The sequence below is a fragment of the Pseudomonas sp. B3(2017) genome, from assembly GCF_002113595.1.
In the GTDB taxonomy this organism is placed as follows: Bacteria; Pseudomonadota; Gammaproteobacteria; order Pseudomonadales; family Pseudomonadaceae; genus Aquipseudomonas; species Aquipseudomonas ekonensis.
Window position 1 is genome coordinate 20,529 of the sequence record NZ_NEIU01000015.1, and the last position, 25,481, is coordinate 46,009.

General features: G+C 64.9%; 18 protein-coding genes. 3 read left to right on the forward strand and 15 right to left on the reverse strand.

The window, feature by feature from the left end:
- Positions 1–21: 21 nt before the first annotated feature.
- The 15 genes from CAG33_RS20610 to glnE all read right to left on the reverse strand — a co-directional run bounded on the left by CAG33_RS20610 (position 22) and on the right by glnE (position 18,666).
- Positions 22–906: a glycosyltransferase gene (locus CAG33_RS20610; RefSeq protein WP_085585289.1), complete on the reverse strand. Its 885-nt coding sequence runs from the start codon at positions 904–906 to the stop codon at positions 22–24.
- Positions 903–2,057: a glycosyltransferase gene (locus tag CAG33_RS20615; protein WP_085640358.1), complete on the reverse strand. Its 1,155-nt coding sequence runs from the start codon at positions 2,055–2,057 to the stop codon at positions 903–905. Before CAG33_RS20615 ends, CAG33_RS20610 begins: the two co-directional genes overlap by 4 nt.
- Complete coding sequence (locus tag CAG33_RS20620; RefSeq protein ID WP_085640360.1) at positions 2,054–3,490, reverse strand: PIG-L deacetylase family protein; 1,437 nt, start codon at positions 3,488–3,490, stop codon at positions 2,054–2,056. Before CAG33_RS20620 ends, CAG33_RS20615 begins: the two co-directional genes overlap by 4 nt.
- Before the next feature lie 8 nt (positions 3,491–3,498).
- Complete coding sequence (locus CAG33_RS20625) at positions 3,499–4,395, reverse strand: antimicrobial resistance protein Mig-14 (RefSeq protein ID WP_085585295.1); 897 nt, start codon at positions 4,393–4,395, stop codon at positions 3,499–3,501.
- A complete protein-coding gene (locus tag CAG33_RS20630; protein WP_085585297.1) occupies positions 4,395–5,525 on the reverse strand; it encodes a glycosyltransferase in 1,131 nt (376 codons plus the stop codon). The genes CAG33_RS20625 and CAG33_RS20630 overlap by 1 nt, the downstream gene beginning before the upstream one ends.
- On the reverse strand, positions 5,509–7,266 hold the full coding sequence (locus CAG33_RS20635) for a carbamoyltransferase (protein ID WP_085585299.1): 1,758 nt from the start codon (positions 7,264–7,266) through the stop codon (positions 5,509–5,511). The genes CAG33_RS20630 and CAG33_RS20635 overlap by 17 nt, the downstream gene beginning before the upstream one ends.
- A 227-nt stretch (positions 7,267–7,493) precedes the next feature.
- A complete protein-coding gene (locus CAG33_RS20640; RefSeq protein WP_085585301.1) occupies positions 7,494–8,294 on the reverse strand; it encodes a DUF3800 domain-containing protein in 801 nt (266 codons plus the stop codon).
- 291 nt (positions 8,295–8,585) lie between these two features.
- The gene (locus CAG33_RS20645; RefSeq protein WP_085640362.1) at positions 8,586–10,037 is read right to left on the reverse strand and encodes a lipopolysaccharide kinase InaA family protein; all 1,452 of its coding nucleotides are present in this window, start codon (positions 10,035–10,037) and stop codon (positions 8,586–8,588) included.
- A complete protein-coding gene (locus tag CAG33_RS20650) occupies positions 10,037–10,789 on the reverse strand; it encodes a lipopolysaccharide kinase InaA family protein (RefSeq protein WP_085585305.1) in 753 nt (250 codons plus the stop codon). Before CAG33_RS20650 ends, CAG33_RS20645 begins: the two co-directional genes overlap by 1 nt.
- Positions 10,786–11,520 carry a lipopolysaccharide kinase InaA family protein gene (locus CAG33_RS20655; protein WP_085585307.1) on the reverse strand — a complete coding sequence of 245 codons (735 nt, stop codon included), beginning with the start codon at positions 11,518–11,520 and terminating at the stop codon, positions 10,786–10,788. The genes CAG33_RS20650 and CAG33_RS20655 overlap by 4 nt, the downstream gene beginning before the upstream one ends.
- On the reverse strand, positions 11,520–12,326 hold the full coding sequence (gene rfaP / locus CAG33_RS20660; RefSeq protein ID WP_085585309.1) for a lipopolysaccharide core heptose(I) kinase RfaP: 807 nt from the start codon (positions 12,324–12,326) through the stop codon (positions 11,520–11,522). The genes CAG33_RS20655 and rfaP overlap by 1 nt, the downstream gene beginning before the upstream one ends.
- Positions 12,327–13,448: a glycosyltransferase family 4 protein gene (locus CAG33_RS20665; protein WP_085631002.1), complete on the reverse strand. Its 1,122-nt coding sequence runs from the start codon at positions 13,446–13,448 to the stop codon at positions 12,327–12,329.
- A complete protein-coding gene (gene waaC, locus CAG33_RS20670) occupies positions 13,448–14,509 on the reverse strand; it encodes a lipopolysaccharide heptosyltransferase I (RefSeq protein ID WP_085585313.1) in 1,062 nt (353 codons plus the stop codon). Before waaC ends, CAG33_RS20665 begins: the two co-directional genes overlap by 1 nt.
- 1 nt (position 14,510) lies before the next feature.
- Positions 14,511–15,545 carry a lipopolysaccharide heptosyltransferase II gene (gene waaF, locus CAG33_RS20675; RefSeq protein WP_085640364.1) on the reverse strand — a complete coding sequence of 345 codons (1,035 nt, stop codon included), beginning with the start codon at positions 15,543–15,545 and terminating at the stop codon, positions 14,511–14,513.
- 181 nt (positions 15,546–15,726) lie between these two features.
- Positions 15,727–18,666, reverse strand: coding sequence for a bifunctional [glutamate--ammonia ligase]-adenylyl-L-tyrosine phosphorylase/[glutamate--ammonia-ligase] adenylyltransferase (gene glnE, locus CAG33_RS20680; RefSeq protein WP_085640366.1), 2,940 nt, complete (start codon positions 18,664–18,666; stop codon positions 15,727–15,729).
- A 383-nt stretch (positions 18,667–19,049) separates the two neighbouring features.
- On the opposite strand from glnE, the gene aceE reads away from it, so the two are divergent.
- The 3 genes from aceE (at position 19,050) to CAG33_RS20695 (ending at position 25,347) form a co-directional block, all read left to right on the forward strand.
- The gene (gene aceE / locus CAG33_RS20685) at positions 19,050–21,695 is read left to right on the forward strand and encodes a pyruvate dehydrogenase (acetyl-transferring), homodimeric type (protein ID WP_085585318.1); all 2,646 of its coding nucleotides are present in this window, start codon (positions 19,050–19,052) and stop codon (positions 21,693–21,695) included.
- Between the two features lie 11 nt (positions 21,696–21,706).
- Entirely contained in the window at positions 21,707–23,671 is a 1,965-nt protein-coding gene (gene aceF, locus CAG33_RS20690) for a dihydrolipoyllysine-residue acetyltransferase (protein ID WP_085640368.1), read from the forward strand.
- Positions 23,672–23,949: 278 nt separating this feature from the next.
- On the forward strand, positions 23,950–25,347 hold the full coding sequence (locus CAG33_RS20695) for an alkaline phosphatase D family protein (protein ID WP_085640370.1): 1,398 nt from the start codon (positions 23,950–23,952) through the stop codon (positions 25,345–25,347).
- Positions 25,348–25,481 lie beyond the last annotated feature (134 nt).

A 25,481-nucleotide genomic window follows, 5' to 3' on the forward strand; every position in this document is an offset into this window, starting at 1 on the left:
GCGCCCTTCCCGGGGGTGGGCTCAATCCTTTTCCAGCGGCGAAAACAGCAAGCGGCCCAGGCCGCGCCAGGTTTTCTTGTTCCAGGCCTTGAACGGGATCTGCGCCAGCAGTTCCCGCGCCAGCTTGCGGTCGCGGTTGGCGGTCTTGAGGAACATCGAGTTGAGCGACTTGAAGCGCACCTCGTCGTACAGCGGATGGTCGCTGAACAACGCGTAGGTGCGCAGGATGTTGTCGATCATGAACCGGTGGTTCTTGTAGGAGTTGGTGGCGTGCTTGCGGTAGCGCGCCATCACCACGTTCAGGCCGTCGATGAAGTAGCCGGCGCGGGTGACCTTCAGTTCGATCAGCAGGTCCTCCAGCCGGATCGTCGGGTCGAAGCCGCCGACCTTCTCCAGCGCTTCGCGGCGGATCATCAGGGTCGGCGCCGGCGGATACGGCTTGCGCTCCAGGAACATGTCATCGAAGTCCAGGCGGCGGAACGGCACGTCGCGGCGCTGGCGCTTTTCCGGGTACAGGTTGCCGTCGGCGTCGATCAGTTCGATGTTGCCGGCGCAGATGCCCACCTCCGGCTTGCCGTCCATGTACGCGACCTGGGTGGCGATCCGGTCCGGGTACATGATGTCGTCGGAACCGAACGGCACGATCAGGCTGCCCTTGGCCCGGGCGATGGCGCCGTTGAGCGTGTTGGTCAGCCCCTGGTTCTGCTGCACGCGGAAGTCGAAGCCATGCTGGGCCTGCAAGGCGCCGATGCGCTGGGCGCTGTCGTCCTTGGAGCCGTCGTCGACCACCAGCAGCTCGATGTTCGGGTAGGTCTGGTTGATGACGCTGAGGATGCTTTCCTCGATGTACGGGCCGTGGTTGTACGACGCGATGATGACGGTGACGAGAGGTTGCGCGTCGCTCATGGCTGTTCCTTGCGGGCCTGTTCCAGGCCGGAGTCGATCAGGTTCAGGTATTCCTGACGGAACACCTCGATGTCGTGCTGTTGCTGCAGATAGCGGTAAGCTTGCGCGCCCTTGGCCTTGAGTTCCTCGTCCGACAGGCCGAGGTAGGCGTCCAGTGCCGCGGTCAGGCCCGACACGTCCTTGGGCGCGACCGCCAGGCCGCCGGCGCCTTCGATCAGCGGCAGCATGGCCGGCACGTTCGAGGCGATCACCGGCAGATGCCCGCTCATGCCTTCCAGCAGGGCCAGGCCCAGGCCTTCGGCCAGCGACGGCATGGTCCAGATGTCGAAGGCGCGAACGTACTGCAGGGCGTTTTCCTTGAAACCGAGCAGGTGCGCGCGGCCGGTCAGGCCCAGTTGCGCGATCTCCTCGGCCAGCGGCGCCTGCAGGCGGCCGGCGCCGATGATCGCCAGTTGCGTGTTCGGGTACTTGTCTTTCAGCGCGGCAAAGGCCTGCAACAGGTAGGTGTGGCCCTTGACCGACACCAGCCGCCCCAGGGCACCGACCAGACGCACGTCCGGGTCGATCCCCAGCAGCTCGCGGGCACGCTCGCGGCTGTGCTGCAGGCCTTCGGCCTGCTCGATGTCGATGGCGTTGGTGATGGCCCAGGTGTTGGCGTCGGTGAAGCCGCAGGCGCAGTCCAGCAGGTACTGCTTGACCGCCGGCGACACGCCGACGAAGCGCCAGTGCCGGTCGATCAGGCGCTGGGTCTGGCGTCGCCGGTAGAAGCGGTCGTATTCACCGAAGCCATGGGAGATGCCGATGCACAGCGGCACCTTCAGCCAGCGGTTGAGGGCCAGCATCATGTTCACCGGCTTGAAGCGGTTGCAGATCACCACGTCGAACTTTTCCCGGCGGCAGAACTTGTACAACTGCCACATCGCCCGCAGGCGCATGCCCTTGAGGGACTTGTCGGAAAACTCGAAGTACACCGAACGGTCGGCGCGGCTCACCGGCTCGCCCGGGCCAGGCTTGCCGCGCAGGAACGCGGCGGTCACCTCATAGCGATCCTTGGGCAGGGCCTTGACGATCTGCTCCGCGAGGTCGGCAAAATCATGGGCCTTGACGTTGTAGTCCGGCTGCAGCTGCAGCACCTTTGAACGTTGACTCATACCTCTCCCCGCTGGACGCCTGTCTCACCTGGGCGGACCTGCCAGAACAACTCCTGGCGCCGCACCGCTTTTCTGAAGAATTCGTTTTCGCCGTACACCGACGGCTTCCGGCCCGCCAGCAGCCGCTGGAGGCAACGGCGCAGGCGCCGCTTGAACGGGGCCGGCGGCTGCAGGTCGTGCATCATGCCCAGCGCCATGGCCTTGTCGCGCTGCTGCGCGAGCGACAGCGGCAGGCACAGCGGCTGCATCGCCACCGTCGCGTCGAACGCAGGCGGCAGCGCGATGCCCTGGCCGTTGTCGCCCATCGGCCAGCGGTCGTTGTCGTGCAGATGGTTGGCGTAGCCGAGCAGCGTCGGCTGCCAGTCCAGGCCCTCCAGCACCTGCATCACCGCCTGCTGCGAGCAGAGGTGGTCGGGGTGCGGATCGAGGGTCGGGTGCGGCAGCACAATCACGTCGGGACGCGCCCGCAGCAGCACTTCGCGCAGGTCCGCCAGCAGGTTGTTCCAGGTCGGCGCGCCGTCGGCATCGCCAGGCAGCGTGAACGGATTCAAGCGGCGGAACAGCCGGGTGTCGTTGAGGTCGGCCTCCCGCGAGCCCACCGGCCGATCCGGCGCGGCCTGCATCGCCGCCAGTTGCAGGCAGAAGTAGCCGAGCTGCACACAATGCGCCTGCGGCACGCCGGCCCAACGCGGCACGGCCAGGCTGTCCCAGGCACGCAGACGGCCCTTGAGCCGCGCCGCCTCGACCTTGTCCAGGCCCATCTGCCGGTAGTGATCGGCTTCGATCTCACCGGCGGTCAGCGTCACGATCCACGCCTCGTCGGCCTGGCTGTACAGCCCGTAGGCCGCCAGTTCGGCGTCGTCGGCGTGCGGCGCAATCACCATCACCCGCTGACGGCGGTAGTCCGGCTGCTCCAGCGCCCACAGCAGCGGCTCGCCGGACACCCGGCAAAAACGTCCGCGCAGGCGCAGCCGGCCTTGGGAAAGCGCCTGGGCCTGGCCGCTCAGGTTGAGGTAGCGCAGGCCGTTGACGCCCCGCTCGAAGGTCTGCGCATCCGGGTCGTCGCCGCCGAGCAACTCGACCCGCGGATCGAGAAAACGCCCCAGCCAGGTGCTCTTGACCTTCACGGCGAGGATCAGGGTGGCGTCGTCCACCAGCATCACGCCGTCATCCAGACGCAGTTGCCCACCGTTGAGGTGCACCTTGGGCTGCGGGGTGAACGGCGGGAAGCTGTAGCGATAGTCGTCCTTCGGCGAATAGAACAGGTGATCGGCGAACCAGGCCTCGTGGGCGATCCAGCCGAGCACCGCGAGCAGCGGCGGCAACCACCACGCCACCGCGAAGCCCAACACAGCCAGGACGATCAAGGCGACCAGCAGACCGATGCGCTTGTTGCGCCGGTGACGCTTGAGCAGTTGCTGTTTGCGGTTCATGGGCGCACTCATACGGTGAACACCGGCACAGGATTGCACCAGCGATCCTTGTATTCACGGTCGGCGCGACCGAAGGAGAAGCGCAGCGGCTTGCCCAGCGCCCGGGCGTCTTCCCAGGCGCTCTGGGTGTTGAGGAAGCTCAGCACGCTGCCTGGGCTGAATTCGCGGGTTTCCGGATCGACGCCGCCGTTGATGTATTCGACGCTGATCCATTGCGGCGCTTCGACGCGGTACACCAACTGGATGGCGATCGGCGCATCGTTGAGGAAGATCACCGAACCGATCAGCAACTCGCGCAACAGCTCGATCACCTCGGCCATCCGCGCCGCGCCGGTGGCCGGGAAGCCCCAACGGCGCTGGAACAGGTCGCAGTAGATCGCCGCCAGCTCGCTGCTGGAGAACCCGCCCACCGGCCGCACCACGCCGCCCGCCTCTTCCAGCAGGCGCAGTTCGCGGCGCTGGTTGTAGCGGAATTTCTTCGACAGTTCTTCCGGGGTGCGGGCCATGGCCAGCTGTTCGGCCTGCGGCTTGAGGCCGCTGAAGCGGGTTTCGTTGAGCGCCGACAGGTAGCGGCCGCGATGGCGCAGCGGCGCTTGGGCGTCGGGCGCCGCCGGCAGGATCAGCTCGGCGTTGCCGAGGTCGAACAGGCCCTTCTTGCCGCTGCGCTTGAGCACGTCCTTGGACAGCGCCAGATCGCGGCCCCAGGTCGGGATCGCGGCCTTGATCTCGCCGTGCTGCTCCCAGGCCAGGTAACGCACCGGGATCCCGGCCAGGGCCGCCAGACGTTCGACCACCATCGGGTGGGTCGCGACGCTGCCGCCGAAACGCTGCCAGGCCTGTGCATAAGTGGAGGCGTCGACGGGCGACCAGCCACGTTCGCGCCAGCCTTGAAAACGATTGAGCATCAGCCCCTCGGTGCCAGATCGGTGACTTGCGGCAAGCGCCAGAACGTGTCGCGCACCGCACGGTCGCTGAAGCGCTCGCGCAGCCGGTCGAACATCAGTTCGGCGCACTGGCGGCGCTGCTGTTCGTCCATGCCGGCCAGGTGCTGCAGGCCCTGGGCCAGGTGTTCGGCATCGCCGAGCGGGAACAGGATCCCCACGCCTTCGACCACTTCCTTCGCCCCGCCGCAGGCGGTCGCCAGCAACGGCACGCCGGCGGCCATGGCCTCCAGCAGCACCATGCCGAACGGCTCGTGGTCGGAGCTCAAGGCAAACACATCGAAGGCGCGGAAGTAGTTGCGCGCCTCCGGCACCTGGCCGAGAAACAGCACCCGGTCGCCGATGCCCAGTTCCCGGGCGAGGGCCTTGAGGCTGTCCTCAAGTCGCCCCTTGCCGAGGATCACCAGTTGACTGTTGGCCGGCAGCCCCGGCAACGCCGCGGCGAAACCGCGCAACAGGGTGGCCTGGTCCTTGTCCGGGTGCAGGCGGCCGACGTTGCCGACGATCCAGGCATCCGCCGTCAGCCCCAGGGTTTCCCGGGCTTCGCGGGCGGAGACCTGACGGGTCTGCAGCGCACCCACATCGATGCGGTTGTAGAGGGTCTGGATCCGGGTCGCCGGCCATTTCGGCAGGCAGCGCCGCATGTCGTCGCGCACCGCATCCGACACGCCGAGCAGGCTCAGGCGCTTGCGGAAGATGTGGGCGAACAGTTTGCGCGAACCGCGCTTGTAGTCGCCGAACGCGTGGTGCACGCCGATCACCGGCAGCGACGTGCCGAGCAAGGCGATGTAGATCGGCTTGAAGCGATGGGCGATGCAGAAACTGAAGTTGCGCGAAGCGGCGATCTTGCGCAGATCGCCGATGGCGCCCAGCTTCAGGCCACGGATGGCCTTGGAGCTGTATTCCATGAACAGCACTTCGTCGGAAGCGCAGGCCGCGGCCACCTCGCTGTCGGCGGCCCCGGTCAGGAAGACCGTGGTCACCCGGTAGCCGGTGCCCGCGAACAGGCTGGCGTACTGCCGCGCGCAGTCCAGGAACGGCCCGTCATAGCCGTGGCAGAACTGCAGCACATGGCGTTCAGCCGAGCGTGTCATAAGCGTTTGCGCCTTCTTTGACCACCAGAATGTCTTCCATGATCAGGTACTGCAGATCAGAACCGAAGAACATGTTCAGCGCGTCGGTCGGCGAGCAGATCATCGGCTCGCCGCGGCGGTTGAGCGAGGTGTTCAGCGACACGCCGTTGCCGGTCAGGTTCTCCAGCGCCTTCATCATGTCGTAGTAGCGTGGGTTGTATTCGCGCTTGAGCACCTGGGCACGGGAGGTGCCGTCTTCGTGGACGACTTCCGGCACGCGGGTCTTCCACTCTTCCGCCACTTCGAAGGTGAAGGTCATGAACGGCGCCGGGTGGTCGATCTTGATCATCTGCGGCGCGACGGTGTCGAGCATCGACGGGCAGAAAGGCCTCCAGCGCTCACGGAACTTGATCTGGTGGTTGATCCGGTCGGCCACGCCCTCGACGCTCGGGCAGCCGATGATCGATCGCCCGCCCAACGCGCGCGGACCGAACTCCATGCGGCCCTGGAACCAGGCCACCGGATTGCCGTCGACCATGATCTTGGCGATCTGCTCGGGCATGTTGTCCAGCTTGCGCCAGACCGGCTTGTTCTCGTGACGGGCGCACGCGGCGATCACGTCTTCGTTGCTGTACGACGGGCCGAGGTAGACGTGCTCCATCTTCTCGACCGGCACGCCGCGGGCGTGGGACACATAGGCCGCCGCGCCGACCGCGGTGCCGGCGTCGCCGGAGGCCGGCTGCACGAACAGCTCCTTGATGTCGTCGCGGGCGATGATCTTCTGGTTGAGCTTGACGTTCAGGGCGCAGCCGCCGGCGAAGGCCAGCTTGCCGGTTTCCTTGAGCACGTCGCCCAGGTAATGGTCGATCATCTGCAGGGCCAGCTTCTCGAACAGCGCCTGCATGCTCGCCGCGTAGTGGATGTACGGCTCGTCGGCGATGTCGCCTTCGCGTTTCGGGCCGAGCCATTCGATCAGCTTCGGCGAGAAGTAGAAGCCCTTGCCCTTCTCTTTGTAGCGGCGCAGGCCGATGACGTTGGCGTAGTCGGTGTTGATCACCAGCTCGCCGTTCTCGAACGAGGCCAGGCGCGAGAAGTCATACTTGCTGGCATCGCCGTACGGCGCCATGCCCATGACCTTGAACTCGCCGTCGAGCATTTCGAAGCCGAGGAACTCGGTGATCGCGCCGTACAGGCCGCCGAGGGAGTCCGGATCGAAGAATTCCTTGATCTTGTGGATCTTGCCGTTTTCGCCGTAGCCGAAGAAGGTCGTGGCGTATTCGCCCTTGCCGTCGATGCCCAGGATCGCGGTCTTCTCCTTGAAGCCCGAGCAGTGGTAGGCGCTGGAGGCGTGGGCCAGGTGGTGCTCGACCGGCTCGATCTTGATCTTCTTCGGATCGAAGCCCAGTTGCTCCAGGCACCAGACGATCTTCTTGCGGTAGCGCTTGTAGCGGCGGTTGCCCATCAGGATCGCGTCGAGGGCGCGGTCCGGGGCGTACCAGTAACGCTTGGCGTAGTGCCAGCGGGCCTTGCCGAACAGGCTGATCGGGGCGAACGGGATCGCCACCACGTCAACGTCGGACGGCTTGATGCCGGCCTGTTCCAGGCAGAACTTCGCCGATTCGTAGGGCATGCGGTTCTTTGCATGTTTATCGCGCACGAAGCGCTCTTCTTCAGCCGCCGCCACCAGCTTGCCGTCGATGTATAAGGCTGCGGAAGGATCATGGCTAAGGGCGCCGGACAGGCCAAGAATCGTCAATGCCACAGGGGTCTAGCCTCTTTAGTCTGCATGCAGGCGCGGTGCGCCTTGAAAAGATGATGTGCCCTCGCACCGGGCGAGAGACAGCTAAAGGGCGGGATTATAGCTTAAAAGCACCGACAAACCTCTAGCGGGAACTGGCCGGAAGCTGCGTTGACATGCCGCATCCCCCGCCATAGACTCAGGCGCAAATGGACTGGGAGATCCCGGTCGGCGTTAATGCCTCGGTGAGATCACCGGGGCTTTTCGCTTTCTGGAGACGGGAAAAGCTTCAGCCCCCAGTTTTCGAAACCCTCTCCAACTTTGTTCCGACCACCGCTGCAATAGAACTTGCGTTTGAGCACATCGAAAGCTCGATTCTCTTGCCCCGCCCTCAGTACGCTCATGCCAATGGGCCTCGCAACAAGGTCAGCCAGTTGCAATCCCGTGGAGTTCACCTGCTTGGTGGCAAACACGATGTCAAACGGCAGTTGAATGCCCAATCGGTTCGCACCACTGCACATCCTGCGAAACTCCAGCTCAAGCTCGTTATCCTCTCGCCTCCCCCGGCGCTCGAAAATCACATGCGTCAGTGCCTGCTGCTGATTCTTCTCCTGCAAAAACTCATAGAGCGTTTCCAGACAAAAACCGAGAGCAAGGTGATACGGGTTGTGGCCCAGGCCTTGTTTTTCACGAAGTGAAGCTTTGTCTATCACACAACTGATCAGAACGAAGTTGCTGGCCTCAATGATGCAGGTCAGTTCCTCAAGAAAAGCATTCTTGTGCTCCCTGGATACGAACAGACCGGAGAACGCTCCTTTTTCTTTACGGATTTCGAGCTCATGCAGACCAATCAAATCGTGCCCCATATGGGTGAACTTGAACTTCTGCAGGGCCGGAATGACTTTCTCGCAATAATGCTTTTTATGAAAGGCGCAAAACGCGAGCACAAAGACTGGATAGTTGCGATCCAGAGTCTGCATCCCATGATCACCGCTCTCATCGACATAAACGATGAAATCGCCGTACTGACAGGCCGAGGGCAATGGAATCACCTAAGGCTTGTTCGCCAGCAAATATGGTTTTCGCAGTCCTTGGACTGGCAATAGATCGCGCAGGGCAGCAGCATCGCGCAGAGGGCGCCGGACATCGACAGATTGACCAGCGGTCACAACCATTTTGATCTTCAAGATTTGCCCTCCAGAAACATCGGGGCAAACTAGCATCGGGGCTTTACGGGGGGCAGCTCATCGCTTCTGACAAGGCCGTAGGACAAGTCACTAGGATTTGTCACCACATGCCTTGCCCGATTCCATTGCAGAAATTTCTTACGTGCGTACGAACAATCACGCAGCGCCCAATACATCCTTAGGCAACCGCTGATCAATCACCCGGTGCAACGCACTGCCCTCAGGCCAGTTGCGCATGAACCGTGCGCGGTCGCGCGCGTAGGCCGGTGCGAAGCGGCTGGCCGATCCGTGCTGGCACATCGAGTCCAGGTCGATCAGCGCCCAACGGTCGCCCTGCCAGAACAGGTTGTGGCCCTTGAAGTCACCGTGGCTGATGCGCTCGGCGATCAGTTGCGCAAACAGCAGGTCCAGCGCCTTCAGTTCCGGCTCCGGGGCCTCGCCGCTTTCGACGTACGGCGCGAAGCGCTCGATGATGTCCGGCCCCGCCAGATGCTCGGTGATCAGGTAGGCCTTGCGGCGCAGCCAGAAAAACCGCGTTTCCAGCACCGCCAGCGGTTTGGGCGTGGCGATGCCGAGGAACGCCAGGCGATTGCCTTCGCGCCACGAATGCCAGGCCCGGCTCGGCCGCCAGAACCGCTTGAGCCAATGGGCGAAGCCCTTGATGTTGTAGCGTTTGATCACCAGCGTGCGCCCGGCCGCCTCGACCTTGCCGACGCTGGCCGCGCCGCCGGTCTTGTACAGGTGTCCACGGTCGAGCAAGGCATCGGCCTGTTCCAGCACCGGCAGCATCGCCGGCTCTTCTTCGCGGCGCACCGCGCGCAGGCCGAACGCGCCGCGCACCACGCTGAACAGCGTGCAGTCGCGGCCGACCTTGGTCAGGTAGTCCTTCAGGCGCCAGGCGCGCACCTTGTCGATCTGCTTCTGCAAGGCCTCCAGCGGCAGCGCGTGCTCGCTGTTGCCCAGCAGGTAATACACCAGCAATTCTTCGGTGAACGGCGCCAGCGACGGGGGCAACTGGGCGAAGAACACACCGAGGTTCTCCAGCACTTTCTGGCGCGACAGCGGCTGGCCGACGTTTTCGGCACGGATGCCGGCGCCGTCGATCAGGTACAGCTGCCCGCCATGGCGCAACAGGTTGTCCAGGTGCAGGTCTTCCTGCCACAGGCCTTTGCCGTGCAACTGCGCGATGGCGCCGAGCGCCTCGGCCAGCACCGCCGACTGTTCGTCCGCCAACACCGGCAGCGACTCGACCTGGCGCCACGCATCGCCCAGGCTTTCGGCGCCTTCGAGGAACTCGAACAGCAGCCAGCCGCCCTCACCGTCCTTCAGGCCGTCGGCCAGCAGCAACGGCGTGGTCATGCCTTGGGCCGCGAGCCGTTTCACGCCATCCAGCTCACGCTGAAAATGCCGCGCCGCCTTGCCGCCCACCAGCAGCTTGGCCAGCACCGGCCGGCCGCGCCACACGCCGGCGCCGACATAACGCTGCCCCGGCAGCACCCGCAGCAGGCTGAGCAGCTGCAGGTCCGCCGGCCCCGCCGCATCGGCCAGCGACACGGTCAACGGCAGCGGCGGCGTACGTCCGGCATCCTTGAGTTCAGACAACTGCATCAGCGGGTCTCCTTGCGGCTGCGCCGTGCGGTCAGGCGCGTGACCCAGCTGTCGACCAGCGATGCGTCGGCCGGCTGGTCGAGATAGGCGGCCAGCAATTCGCGCAACTGCGCCTCGTTCCATTCCGGCGCGCGGCGCAGCAAGGGCTCCAGGTCCTTGACCCGGTCACGCAGGCCGAACAGCAAGGGACGGGTCTTCTCAAGGTCAATCAGTTGCGCCTGATACGCAGCGCCGTCGGCCTTGAGGAAAATGTGCTTGGGATAGAAACAGCCGTGCACCTGGCGCCTGCCGTGCAGGTGACGGGCCAGTTGGCCGCAGGCCTTGAGGATGGCCGACTGCTGCGCCGCGCCCAGATCCGACCAGCGCTGCAGCAGCGAATCGAGGTCGTCCCAGCCGTCGAGGGCGCGGGTCAGCAGGATCGCACGGACTTCGCCGTTGACCTTGCGCGCGCCGAAGAACGCCGCCTGCAACGCCGGGATGCCGAGCTGGCGGTACCGGCTGATGTTGCGGAACTCACGGGCGAACGTCGGCTCGCCGAACGGCGCGTGCAACGTGCGGGTCAGGTAGTCGCTCTGGCGCTTGAGGTAGTAGCCGCAGCCTTCGAGCTCCAGCCTGTACACACTGCTCCAGCCGCCGCCGTCGGTGTTCGGCTCGTCCACCGCGTCGAGCTGCTTGGCCCACAGCGCCTCGAAGGTGCCGAGGCCGTGGCGCTCCAGCAGCGCACGGTCTTCAGCGGCCAGGAAATCAGTCATTCGCGTCCCTCGAAAAATCTCACCACGTGACGGATCCGTTTCTTGTCGGCGGCATTGAGCCGGTCACGCTGACGGTATTGCAGGTAGAAGCGCAGGCGCTGGGTGTTCGACAGGTGATACTTGGCCACCTTGTCGAGGCAGGCCAGGTCCTTGGTGATCCGGTACTTGAGCCAGAAGCCGCGCCAGAAGTCGCCGTTGGGGCAGTCGATCAGGAACAGCTGCGCCTGGTCGTCGATCAAAAGGTTGCGCCACTTCAGGTCGTTGTGGGTGAAGCGGTGGTCGTGCATCGTGCGGGTGTACACCGCCAGTTGCCGGCTGATGCCGTCGACCCAGGCGCGGTCCTTGAGCTTGGGATCGTTGCGCTCGGCGAGCGCCGAAAGGTCTTCGGTGCGCGGCAGCTCGCGGGTGATCATCGCGCCGCGGGCATAGGCCGCGCCCCGGCGCTCCAGGCCCCAGGCCACCACTTCGGCGGTGGGGATGCCCCACTTGGCGAAGCGCTTGAGGTTCTGCCACTCCATCTTCACCCGCGGCTTGCCGATGTAGCGGCGCAGGCCCTTGCCGGCGCCGGAGTAGCGCTTGACGTAATAGTTGACCCCGTCGCGCTGCACGCGGATGACCTCCGACAGCGGATCGCGGGTCAGGCGCTCGCCCTGAAGGGCGAACACCGCTTCGAGGGAACCGAAGTCTGCGCTGAGGTCGCGGTAAGTCGGCTCAAGGTTCCAACCCGCCATCAGAGCGCATCCCCGTAACGTTGCTTGCGTGCGTAGAGTTTGTTGGCCTTGCCCTCCAGCCAGCTCAGCAGCGACGCCTCTTCGGCGAGGATCCGGCGCAGCGGCTGCTGGAAGTAGCCCTTGAGGAAACGCAGCTTGTCGCGGCGGGTCAGGCCGATGTCCAGCGCGGAGAAGTACAGCGCCGCCAGGTCCTTGTCGCGCCAGCGCCGGGTGATGGCCGGGCGGGTCTGGGCGCGGTGCAGGTCGATCACCGATAGCTTGAGGTCACCGGCGGTGACCGGTCGGTCGGTGTGCAGCAGGAAGTGGCAGATGTAGCAGTCACGGTGGTTCACGCCGGCCCGGTGCATCATGCCGGTCATGCGCGCGACCTCGGCGATCAGCGCGCGCTTGAGCGCAGGCTGCGGCGGCTGCCGGACCCAGTCGATGCTGAAGTCTTCGAGGCTGACGGTCGGCGCCAGCTCCTCGGTGACGATGAACGAATGCTGGCCCGCCGGGTTGCTGCCCTTCTCGCCGTAGGCGACGGCGGTCATGGTCGGCACGCCGACCTGCTGCAGGCGCTGGATGGCTCGCCATTCCTGGCCCGCACCGAGCACCGGCAGCTTGGCGGTGAGCAGGTTCTTGAAGATCTCGCCCCAGCCGATGCCCCGGTGGATCTTGACGAAATAACCGTTGCCGTCGACTTCCGTGCGCAATGTCCGGCGGGCTTCCAGCTCGCGGTAGACCTCGCCCTTGAGCCCTTCGACCTGCGCGAACGCATCGCGGCCGGCCCACAGGCTCTTGAACGGTTCAGCCAGCATCAACTTCATTTAAGCGTGCTCCGCCAGAATCACATCGGCCGCGTGCTGCGGCATGCTGTACAGATCGGCCGTCCCGGCGAACGCCACGCCGTTGCGGCTCCAGGCCGCCCGCGCCGAGGCGTCGCCGAGCATGTCGGCCAGGTAGCGGGTCAGTTGCGCCTGGTCGAACGGCTCGTCCAGCACCCGCCCGGCGTCGGCCTCGGCGATGTAGTGGGCGTAGCCGCAGACCGCGCTGACCAACACCGGCAGGCCGGCCACCAGGGCTTCGAGCAGCACCGTCCCGGTGTTCTCGTTGTACGCCGGGTGGATCAACAGATCCGCGCCCAGCAGGAAACGCGGGATGTCGCTGCGCCCCTTGAGGAACGTCACGTTGTCGCCCAGGCCCAGGGTGGCGCTCTGCATCTGGAACAATTTGGGGTCATCCTGGCCGATTACAAACAGCCGGGTGCGTTTCCTCAGTTCCGCCGGCAGCGCGGCCAGCGCCTTCAGGCTGCGGTCGACGCCCTTGGTCTTGAAGCCGGAGCCGATCTGCACCAGCAGCAGCTCATCATCCTTGAGGTTGAATTCGGCGCGGAAACCGGCGCGGATCTCGTCCGCATCCGCCGGACGCCGACGGTCCTGGGCGATGCCCGGCGGCAGCAGGTGGAAGCGCTCCACCGGCGTGCCGTAATGCTTGATGAACAGCGGCTGCTGCACTTCGGAAATCATCAGCACTTCGGTCTTCGCATCTTTGGCGAACACCGCCCGCTCGTACTCGGCGAAGTGGCGGTAACGGCCCCAGCGGCGGTACAGCGAATGGCGCAGGTTCTGCGCCTTGTCTTCGAAGCAGCCGTCGGCGGCGTAGTAGACGTCCAGCCCCGGCATCTTGTTGAAGCCGATCAGACGGTCCACCGGGCGCTTGGCCAGGTCGGCCTCCATCCAGGCGCTGAGCTTTTCGTTGCGCCGATGGTTGAACAGCGCCTTGACCGGCGCCACCAGCACCTCGAAACCGGGCGGCACGTCGCCTTCCCAGATCAGGGTGTAGACGCGGATCGCATGGCCGCGCTTCTGGCATTCAAGGGCGATGCGCATGAAATCGCGCTGCAGGCCGCCGAACGGGAAATACTTGTACAGGACAAATGCCAATTGCATCAGCGCAGCTCCTCAGCCATCAACAACGTGCTCAGTCGGCTGGCGACACGCTCGGGGTTCACACGCGTGAAGCACAGGGGCGACTCGCGTTTCAGGTCGAATTGACGGGCGTCTTCGGCCGTCGGTTGGTAAGTGCATTTCTTCTGCAGGCACGGCGCGCAGGGGAAATCGCTGCCCAGGTGGATCTGCACCTTGCCGTAGGCGCCGGTCAGGCCGGGATTGGTCGGGCCGAACAGCGACAGGGTCGGCACATCCAGCGCGGCGGCCAGGTGGCCGAGGCCGGTGTCCACCGCCACGCAGGCCTGGGCGCCGGCCAGCACCTTGCCGACACCGGCCAGGTTGAGCTTGGGCAGCACCTCGGCGTGCCTGAAGCCGGCGGCGATGCGCTCGGCCCGGGCCTTCTCCACCGGGTTGCCCCACGGCAGCCTCACGCCGACGCCGAGGTAGCCGACCCGCTCGGTCAGCTCGCGCCAGTAGGCTTCCGGCCAGTGCTTGGTGTCCCAGGTGGTGCCGTGCAGGAACACCACGTAGGCGCTCTTGCGCGGCAGCTCGACCAGGCGCTCGACGTTGAGGCCGTAGTCGCCCAGACCTTTGGGCAAGTCATAGCCCAGGGCGATGGCGAACAACTGGCGCACCCGCTCGACCGCGTGCTGACCGCGGGCCACCGCCAGCTTGCGGTCGTAGAACCGCGCCGCGATCGGCTCGCGGGCCGAGCCCTTGTCCAGGCCCGCCACCGGTGCCTTGACGTAACGGGTCAGCCAGGCGCTCTTGAGCAGGCCCTGGGCGTCGATCACCAGATCGTACTTGGCCGCCCGCACGCTTTGCTTGAAGCGTTTCCACTCGCCGCTCTTGACGGTTTGCCAGAGGTTCTTGCGCCAGCGGCGGATCGCGACCGGAATCACCTTGCCCACGGCCGGGTGCCAGCTCGGGATTTCGGCGAAGCCTTCCTCCACGACCCAGTCGAACTTGATGCCGGGGATCGCCCGGGCCGCGTCGGTCAGCGCCGGCAACGCATGGATCACGTCACCCAGCGACGAAGTCTTGATCAGCAGTACCCGCAACTTAATGAACCTCGACCACGTTGCCCTGCAAACGCAGCAAGGCGTCGGTCACCGCATCCGGCATCAGTTGGCGCAGGCAGTTGTAGTGGCCGAACCGGCAGGTGCGGTCGAAGCACGGGCTGCACTCCAGACCCAGCCGCACGATTTCCACCTGGTCGGCCAACGGCGGGGTGAAGCCCGGCGACGTCGAGCCGTACACCGCCACCAAAGGGCGGTTCAGCGCGGCGGCCACGTGCATCAGGCCCGAATCGTTGGACACCACCGCGTCGGCGCAGGACATCAGGTCGATGGCCTCGGCCAGCGACGTGCCGCCGCTGAGGTTGACCGATTCCTCGCGCAGGCCGGGAATCAGCCGGGCGCGGATGTCTTCGCCGACCGCGTGATCGTTCTTGGAACCGAACAGCCAGACCTGCCAGCCTTCGCGGATCCGCGCCTCGGCGACCTTGGCGTAATGCTCGGACGGCCAGCGCTTGGCTTCGCCGAACTCGGCGCCGGGGCACAGCACCAGCACCGGGCGGTCGAGGGTCAGGCCGAACTTGGCCAGCGCCGCTTCGCGGGTCACCGGGTCGATCTGCAGGCTCGGGCGCGGATAGGGCTTGGGCAGTTCGGCGTTCGCGTCATAGGCCAGCGCCATGAAGCGCTCGATCATCAGCGGGTAGCGTTCTTTGTCGAGGGTGCGCACGTCGTTGAGCAGGCCGTAGCGGAACTCGCCGCGCCAGCCGGTGCGTTTCGGGATCCCGGCGAAGAACGGCACCAGCGCCGACTTCAGCGAGTTCGGCAGCAGGATCGCCTGGTCGTACCGGCCGGCCAGGGACTTGCCGATCCGCCGACGGGTCGCCAGTTCCAGCACGCCATGGCCGAGCGGGAAGCTCAAGGCCTGGCGCACCTCTGGCATGCGCTCAAGGATCGGCCGGCTCCACTCGGGGGCCAGCACGTCGATCTCGCACTGCGGGTGACGCTGCTTCAGACACTGGAAGAGTGTCTGGGCCATCACCATGTCACCGACCCAACTGGGCCCAACGATCAGAATATTCATGTGGTTTCCAAAAACGAACCGGGGAGGCATCACGCCTCCCCGCCTCGAGAGTTCTACAAACACTGTAGAGCCACTGTGGGAGCCGGCCTGCCGGCGATGGGGCCGTCGCATCCGGCATCGGTGCGGGCCTGCCATCCGCTTTCGCGCCCACAGGGATAATCAATGTGGCGACAGGGCGGTGTCAGCTCAACCCCAGCCCGCGCCAGATCCGCATCACCTGTCGCCGTTCGTCCGCGAACTGGTCGCCCGGTATCACCCCGGCCTCTTTCTGCAAGGCCTGCCGGTGGGCGGCGGAGCGGTAGGCCTTGTAGGCCTCGCGCAGCAGCGCGGCGTCTTCGACGGGCATCAGCCCTTCGTGCTCCAGCTCCTCCAGGATGCGGATGTTGTCCGTCCAGCGCAGCAGCGGCGGGTGCTTCTGCGACCACGCCAGGGCCGCGTATTGCACCATAAATTCAATATCGACGATACCTCCGGCGTCCTGCTTGAGGTCGAACGGCGCCGTGGCCTCGAAGGCATTCGCCCCGGTGCCGGCGGCGGTGGCCTTGCTGCCGAGGTTGTCGCGCATCTTGGCGCGCATCTCGCTGACTTCCTGACGCAGCGTCGCCGGATCCCGCACCTTGCCCAGCACTTGGGCGCGCACGCCCTCGAAGGCCTGGCCGACATCCTGGCTGCCCACCAGCACCCGCGCCCGCACCAGGGCCTGATGCTCCCAGGTCCAGGCTTCGCTTTCCTGATAACGGGCGAACGCCCCCAGCGAACTCACCAACAGGCCCGACGCCCCGGACGGCCGCAGGCGCATGTCCACCTCATAGAGCTGGCCGGAGTTGGTCTGCGCCGTCAGCAGATGGATGATCCGCTGGCCCAGCCGGGTGAAGAACTGCGCGCCGTCGATCGGCTTCGGCCCGTCGGTCTCCGCCTGGGGGTCGCCGTCATGGATGAACACCAGGTCCAGATCCGAACCATGCCCCAACTCGATGCCGCCGACTTTCCCGTAACCGACAATGATGAAGCCGGGATCGCACAACGTGCCGTCGGTGCGCAGCGGAGTACCGTACTTGGCCACCGTCTGGCGCCAGGCCAGGGCCAGCACCTGCTCCAGGATCGCCTCGGCCAGCCAGGTCAGGTAATCGCTGACCTTCATCAAGGGCAGGCTGCCGGCGATTTCGGAGGCCGCGACACGCAGGCGGTGCGCCAGCTTGAAGTGGCGCAGCGCTTCCATCTGCTGTTCGAGGTCGTCCTCCGGGATCCGGGTCAGGCGCTCGCGCAGTTCGGCCGCCAGCTCCGGGGCCAGCGGCGGCTTGAACAGCCGGCCTTCGTTGAGCAGTTCGTCCAGCAGCAGCGGGAACCGGGTGATCTGCTCGGCGATCCACGGGCTGGCGGCGCACAGGGTCAGCAGGCGGCGCAAGGCGCCGGGGTTTTCCGTCAGCAGCACCAGGTAGGCCGAACGCCGGGCCACCGCTTCGACCAGCGGCAGCACCCGTTCCAGCACCAGGTCCGGGTTGTCGTGCTCCACCGCTTGGGCCAGCAGGCGCGGAATGAAGGCATCGAGACGCTCACGCCCCAAGCGCTGCATCGCCCGCAACTGGGCGCTGCCGCGCAGGTTGGCCAACGCCTTCAGGGCCTTGGTCGCGTCCGCGAACCCGGCCTCTTCCAGCTGACGGCAGGCAGCCTCTTCATCCTGGGCCTCCTCCCACAGCGGCAGCCATTCGCCGCCGACCGCCACTTCGCTCGGGGCACCCTCTTCCTCGTCCGGATCGGCGATCACCTGGGCGAAATGCCAGGCCACCCGGTCGCGCCAGAACATGAGCTTTTCGTGGAAGGCGTCCCAATCGGCGAAGCCGAGCATGAAAGCGATGCGCGCCTGGTCCTGGGCGCCGTCCGGCAGCATCTGGGTCTGGCGGTCGGCGATCGCCTGGATGGCGTGCTCGGTGTAACGCAGGAACAAATAGCCTTCGCGCAACTCGCTGACCACCGCCGGCGGCAGGTAGCCTTGCCCCTCCAGCGTGGCCAGCACCTTTAATAGAGGGCGCTGCTGCAGGCTGAGGTCGCGGCCGCCGTGGATCAGCTGGAAGGCCTGGGCGATGAACTCGACTTCGCGGATGCCGCCTGCGCCCAACTTGATGTTGTCGGCCATGCCCTTGCGCCGCACTTCCTGCTGGATCAGCTGCTTCATGGTGCGCAGGGCTTCGATGGCGGAGAAGTCCAGGTAGCGCCGGTACACGAACGGACGCAGCATCTCCAGCAACTGCGCGCCGGCCGCCTGGTCGCCGGCCACCACCCGCGCCTTGATCATCGCGTAGCGTTCCCAGTCGCGACCCTGGTCCTGGTAGTACTGCTCCAGCGCATTGAAGCTCAGCACCAGCGCCCCGGACGAGCCGTAAGGGCGCAGGCGCATGTCGACGCGGAACACGAAGCCGTCGACGGTCATCGGGTCGAGGGCCTTGATCAGGCGCTGGCCGAGGCGGATGAAGAATTCCTGGTTGTCCAGCGGCCGTTTCACGCCGACGGTCTCGCCCCCTTCGGGGTAGGCGAAGATCAGGTCGATGTCGGACGACAGGTTCAGCTCGACCGCGCCGAGCTTGCCCATGCCGAGGATCACCATCGGCTGCGGCTGGCCGCTGCGCCGGCCGGTGGGCGTGCCGAACTGGGTGCAGTGGCGCTCGTACAGCCAGCGGTAGGCCTGGTCGATGCAGGCGTCGGCCATGTCCGAGAGGTCGCGGCAGGTCTGCGCCAGGTCGGCCTGGCGGGTCAGGTCGCGCCAGATGATGCGTACCTGGTGCCGGGCGCGCTGGCGGCGCAGGACACGCCCCAGTTCGTCGTCGGTCTGCGCGGCGCTCACGGCGTCGGCGATCTGCCCGCACAGCTCGCCGGGGGCGAACGGCCGGTCCAGTTCGCCGCAGCGCACCAGCGACAGCAACATCAAAGGGTCACGCAGGCTCTGTTCAATGACGAAGTCGCTGGCCGCCGTGACTCGGGCGAATTGTGACCAGCGCTCGGGCGTCCAAGTCGAAAGGCCATGGTCGTCGTCCAGGACACCGACGGCGGCACGGAACGACTGCTCGGATCGGCTGACCAACGGCAGGAGAATGGCGGGCAGTTCGGCAAGCGCAGGCAGGGTCATGGTCTATCCTTGATCGGCGTGTGAACGGCCGTTTGTAGTGACGAGTGAAAAACCGCTACGCGAAGGAGTGTCGAACAAAAGTGAGAAATAGCTGAAATTTCTTTCTCTTTGGCAGCCAGCATCAAACTTTCACCTTCTTCAGATGGAAAACGACCAAGCTTAACGATTATTCTCACAACGCAGTCCGAGGCCACAAGCCTTTCATCTGTAGTTTTACTACTCGTCTATACATCCGGGAGGCTGAAATGCCGGATCATTTGTAGTAAAACTACACGCCGCCGGAACAACCTGTCGGCAATCCAAGAATTTTAAATCGTCTGCCCACAAGGCCAGTCGCAACTCAGGCAACCGATTCTGGAAGCCTTTCCGCCCTGGAGCAAGCCATGCAAGACCTCGATCCCGTCGAAACCCAGGAATGGCTGGACGCCCTGGAATCGGTTCTCGACAAAGAAGGCGAAGACCGTGCTCACTATCTGATGACCCGTATGGGCGAACTGGCGACCCGCAGCGGCTCGCAGCTCCCTTACGCCATCACCACGCCTTACCGCAACACGATCCCCGTCACCCACGAAGCACGCATGCCAGGCGACCTGTTCATGGAACGCCGCATTCGCTCGCTGGTGCGCTGGAACGCGATGGCCATGGTAATGCGCACGAACCTGAAAGATTCTGACCTGGGTGGTCACATCTCCAGCTTCGCCTCCAGTGCGACCCTGTACGACATCGGCTTCAACTACTTCTTCCAGGCCCCGACCGACGAGCACGGCGGCGACCTGATCTACTTCCAGGGCCACACCTCTCCGGGCGTCTACGCCCGTGCGTTCATGGAAGGCCGCATCAGCGAAGACCAGATGAACAACTTCCGTCAGGAAGTCGACGGCAACGGTCTGTCGTCCTACCCGCACCCATGGCTGATGCCTGACTTCTGGCAGTTCCCGACCGTGTCCATGGGTCTGGGCCCGATCCAGGCGATCTACCAGGCGCGCTTCATGAAGTACCTGGAGCACCGCGGCTTCATCCAGCCGGGCAAGCAGAAAGTCTGGTGCTTCCTGGGCGACGGCGAGTGCGACGAGCCGGAATCCCTGGGCGCGATCTCCCTGGCCGGCCGCGAGAAGCTGGACAACCTGATCTTCGTCATCAACTGCAACCTGCAGCGCCTCGACGGCCCGGTCCGCGGCAACGGCAAGATCATCCAGGAACTCGAAGGCGTGTTCCGCGGCGCCCAATGGAACGTGACCAAAGTCATCTGGGGCCGTTTCTGGGATCCGCTGCTGGCCAAGGACGTCGACGGCATCCTGCAGCGCCGCATGGACGAAGTCATCGACGGCGAATACCAGAACTACAAGGCCAAGGACGGCGCGTTCGTCCGCGAGCACTTCTTCAACACGCCTGAACTCAAGGCCATGGTCGCCGACCTGTCCGACGACGAGATCTGGAAGCTCAACCGTGGCGGCCACGACCCGTACAAGGTCTACGCGGCGTACCACGAAGCGGTCAACCACAAAGACCAGCCGACCGTTGTCCTGGCCAAGACCATCAAGGGTTATGGCACCGGCGCCGGCGAAGCGAAGAACACCGCGCACAACACCAAGAAGGTCGACGTCGACAGCCTGAAGCTGTTCCGCGACCGCTTCGACATCCCGGTCAAGGACGAAGACCTGGAGAACCTGCCGTTCTTCAAGCCGGAAGAAGGCAGCGCCGAAGCCCGCTACCTGGCCGAGCGCCGCGCCGCGCTGGGCGGTTTCGTGCCGCAGCGCCGTGCGCAGAGCTTCAGCGTGCCGACCCCGGACCTGGACACCCTCAAGGCCATCCTCGACGGTTCGGGCGACCGTGAGATCTCCACCACCATGGCGTTCGTGCGCATCCTCGCGCAACTGGTCAAGGACAAGGAAATCGGCCCGCGCATCGTGCCGATCATCCCGGACGAGGCCCGTACCTTCGGCATGGAAGGCATGTTCCGTCAGTTGGGCATCTACTCGTCCGTCGGTCAGCTCTACGAGCCGGTCGATAAAGACCAGGTGATGTTCTACAAGGAAGACCAGAAAGGTCAGATCCTTGAGGAAGGCATCAACGAAGCGGGCGCCATGAGCTCCTTCATCGCGGCCGGTACTTCGTACTCCAGCCACAACCAGCCGATGCTGCCGTTCTACATCTTCTACTCGATGTTCGGCTTCCAGCGCATCGGCGACTTGGCCTGGGCCGCCGGCGACAGCCGTACCCGTGGCTTCCTGATCGGCGGCACCGCCGGCCGCACCACCCTCAACGGTGAAGGCCTGCAGCACGAAGACGGTCACAGCCACATGCTGGCCGCGACCATCCCGAACTGCCGCACCTACGATCCGACCTACGGCTACGAGCTGGCGGTGATCATTCAGGACGGCATGAAGAAGATGACCGAAGAGCAACAGGACGTCTTCTACTACATCACCGTGATGAACGAGTCCTACCAGCAGCCAGCCATGCCGGCCGGTGCCGAAGAAGGCATCAAGAAAGGCATGTACCTGCTGGAAGAAGACACCCGCGACGCGGCGCACCACGTTCAGCTGATGGGCTCCGGCACCATCCTGCGCGAAGTGCGCGAAGCGGCGAAGATCCTGCGTGAAGAGTTCAACATCGGCGCCGACGTGTGGAGCGTCACCAGCTTCAACGAACTGCGTCGCGACGGCCTGGCCGTAGAGCGCAGCAACCGTCTGCACCCGGGCCAGAAGCCGAAGAAGAGCTATGTCGAAGAGTGCCTGAACGGCCGCAAGGGTCCGGTCATCGCCTCCACCGACTACATGAAGCTGTTCGCCGAGCAGATCCGTCAGTGGGTGCCGTCCAAGGAGTTCAAGGTCCTGGGCACCGACGGCTACGGCCGCAGCGACAGCCGCAAGAAACTGCGTCATTTCTTCGAAGTCGACCGTCATTTCGTGGTGTTGGCAGCCCTGGAAGCCCTGGCTGACCGCGGCGATATCGAACCTAAGGTGGTGGCCGAGGCCATCGTCAAGTTCGGCATCGACCCGGAAAAACGCAACCCACTGGACTGCTGAGGAGAAACTCTGTGAGCGAACTCATTCGCGTACCTGACATCGGCAGCGGTGAAGGTGAAGTAATCGAACTGTTTGTGAAGGTCGGCGACCGCATCGAAGCCGACCAGAGCATCCTGACCCTGGAATCGGACAAGGCCAGCATGGAAGTGCCGGCCCCGAAGGCCGGCGTCATCAAAAGCCTGAAAGTGAAGCTGGGCGACCGCCTGAAGGAAGGCGACGAGCTGCTGGAGCTGGAAGTCGAGGGCGCCGCCGCTGCGGCCCCTGCGCCTGCCGCCCCTGCTGCTCCGGCCGCCGCGCCTGCCGCTGCACCGGCTGCCGCCCCTGCGGCAGCTGCAGCCCCTGCCGCCGCTTCGGTGCAGCAAGTGCACGTGCCGGACATCGGTTCGTCGGGCAAGGCCCAGATCATCGAGATCCAGGTCAAGGTCGGCGACAAGGTCGAGGCTGACCAGTCGCTGATCACCCTGGAATCCGACAAGGCGAGCATGGAGATCCCGTCGCCCGCCGCTGGCGTGGTCAAGGCCATCAGCGTCAAGCTCAACGACGAAGTCGGCACCGGCGACCTGATCCTGGACCTGGAAGTGGCGGGCGCTGCGGCCCCTGCCGCCGCTCCGGCCCAGGCGGCAGCCCCGGCGCCCGCCGCTGCCGCGCCTGCCCCGGCTGCCGCCCCTGCGGCGCCGGTGGCCGACAGCGTCCAGGACATCCACGTTCCGGACATCGGCTCGGCCGGCAAGGCCAAGATCATCGAAGTGCTGGTCAAGGCCGGCGACAGCGTCGAAGCCGACCAGTCGCTGATCACCCTGGAATCCGACAAGGCGAGCATGGAGATTCCATCGCCTGCCGCCGGCGTGGTGGAAAGCGTCTCCATCAAGCTGGATGACGAAGTCGGCACCGGCGACCTGATCCTGAAGCTGAAGGTCAAGGGCGCCGCTCCGGCTGCTGCCCCGGCTCCAGCTGCCGCTGCTGCTGCCCCAAGCGCTCCGGCACCAGCCGCTGCTGCTCCGGCTGCCGCTGCACCTGCCGCTGCCGCTCCGGTCGCCGCCCCAGCCAAACCGGGCGCCAAGGTTCACGCAGGTCCGGCCGTGCGTCAGCTGGCCCGCGAGTTCGGCGTCGAGCTGAGCGCCGTGAGCCCGAGCGGTCCGCACGGTCGCATCCTGAAGGAAGACGTGCAGGTCTACGTCAAGGCCATGATGCAGAAGGCCAAGGAAGCCCCGGCCGCCGCTGCCGGCGCGACCGGCGGCGCGGGCATCCCGCCGATCCCGGCCGTGGACTTCAGCCGCTTCGGCGAGATCGAAGAAGTGCCGATGACCCGCCTGATGCAGGTCGGCGCCGCCAACCTGCACCGCAGCTGGCTGAACGTGCCGCACGTGACGCAATTCGACTCGGCGGACATCACCGAGCTGGAAGCCTTCCGCGTCGCCCAGAAAGCCGTTGCGGAGAAGGCCGGCGTCAAGCTGACCATCCTGCCGCTGCTGCTCAAGACCTGCGCGCACCTGCTCAAGGAACTGCCGGACTTCAACAGTTCGCTGGCCCCGAGCGGCAAGGCGATCATCCGCAAGAAGTACGTGAACATCGGCTTCGCCGTCGACACCCCGGATGGCCTGCTGGTGCCGGTCATCAAGAACGTCGACCAGAAGAGCCTGCTGCAACTGGCTGCCGAAGCCGCTTCCCTGGCTGAGAAAGCCCGGACCAAGAAGCTGTCGTCGGACGAGATGCAGGGCGCCTGCTTCACCATCTCCAGCCTCGGCCACATTGGCGGCACCGGCTTCACGCCGATCGTCAACGCGCCGGAAGTGGCGATCCTCGGTGTCTCCAAGGCAACCATCCAGCCGGTCTGGGACGGCAAGGCCTTCCAGCCGAAGCTGATGCTGCCGCTGTCGCTGTCCTACGATCACCGTGTGATCAACGGCGCCGCCGCCGCACGCTTCACCCAGCGCCTGGGCAGCCTGCTGGCGGACATCCGCACCATCCTGCTGTAAAACGCTCGGCCCTCCCGCCACGGAGGGCCGAACGCCGCACGATTTCGGGCGCCACACGCCCGTACCTCAACCCCGCCTTTGGCGGGGCTTTTTTTGCCCTGAATACCCGCCTTCGCAGCGCTTATTCCCACAAGCCACGCTGACTTCGGCCACAGCCCGGGTCGACTTCCCGTCGATATTTTTTTAAGCCCCGCAACTAACCTTGGCGCGCAAAAGTTCACCCAGAAACTTCATTGCCTGTTTCTTTTTGTTCCACCTACATTCGAATGGATTCGAACATGTTCAAACCGACCGTTGGGCCGATTCTCGGCCACGTAACAACTCATCACGCCCGGATATTCATTCGCGGCGAGCACAATGGAAACACACCGGTATTTGCCGGTGTCCGCTATCGAAAGATCGGCGAAGCGCGTTGGTCAAACGCAACTTTCGTCAAACTCGATGCATGCAGTGACATGTCAGGCGTCGTGGCGCTCAACAACTTGAGCGAAGACACCGAACACGAATACCAGGCGGGCTGGTTCAGCCCGATGAGTCCGGCGCACACCGTGGAGAGCGTCGCGGAGTTGCCGCTGCAATGGCCCAGGGCGACCTATCGCCTGCGTACGCGCTCGGGCAAGCGGTCGCAGCCCCGGGCCTATGTCGTGGGCTCGTGCCGCTACTTGCGGATGACCGCCGGCATCGCCACGCTGCCCGCTCTGGGTGACCGGATCTTCGCGTCGATCCATCGGCTGGCCCATGATGCGCAACCGCCGGTGAGCGCCATGCTGATGACCGGGGATCAAGTCTATGTCGATGACCTGAACCGGATCGCGCCGGATCGGGAACACGAGGACATTCATAAAAAGTATCGAACTGCGTTCTCTCAACCGAACATTCGGCAACTAATGTCCGGCACTTCCACTTACATGATCCTCGATGACCACGAGATCGAAGACAACTGGCCGGCCAATGCCACAAAGAACGATCACGCGTTGTTTCGCAATGCCATGGCCGCCTACGAAAGTTACCAAGTCAGCCATAGCCCGGCACATGAGCTGGATGAACAGTCGCAAATCAATCGCGCGAAACCCGAACGCTATTGGTATCGGTTCGCCGACGGTGACATCGAATGGTTCGTGACCGACAGCCGCACCCGGCGCAACCTGGCAGCCGGCGACCGGCGCATCCTCGACGAGGAACAGGAGCAGGCCCTGCTCAAGTGGCTGATCCACAGCCCGGCGCGGGTGAAGTTCGTGGTCACCAGCGTGATGTTCTACCCGGACCGCAAGCTCAACGGCGACGATGCCTGGATGGGTTTCCCCGAGCAGCGCCTGCGCCTGTTGGAGACCATCCGCCGGCACAGGATCGAGAATGTCGTGTTCGTCAGCGGCGACGTGCACGGCTCACTGACCGCCCGCCTGAGCCACAGCGAAGATCCGGACTTCGAGGTGCACACCGTCGTGTCCTCGCCGCTGCACAACAGCATGCTGTTGCCCTACGCCAAGGCGTCCACCTTCATCCTCGACAAGCCGCTGGCCTGCACCGCGACCGGCGATTACCGACATGAACTGACCGGTCAGGTGATCAGCCAGGACAATTTCGCCCACCTGGTGGTGGAGGCCGACCGTCTGCAGGTTCACTATCACGACCGCGACGGCAAGCGTCTGCAGTCGGTCAGCATCCCGCTGCGCTGATCCGCCAGCACTGCCGTTCCGTGAGCAAAAGGCTCTGGGACGGCACTCTTGCGCCACCCCCGGATTGTTTTTCGCGGCCCGCTGGAGAAATGCGCCGGTCAGCCGACACATTCTTATAGCACTTGGCCTTCATC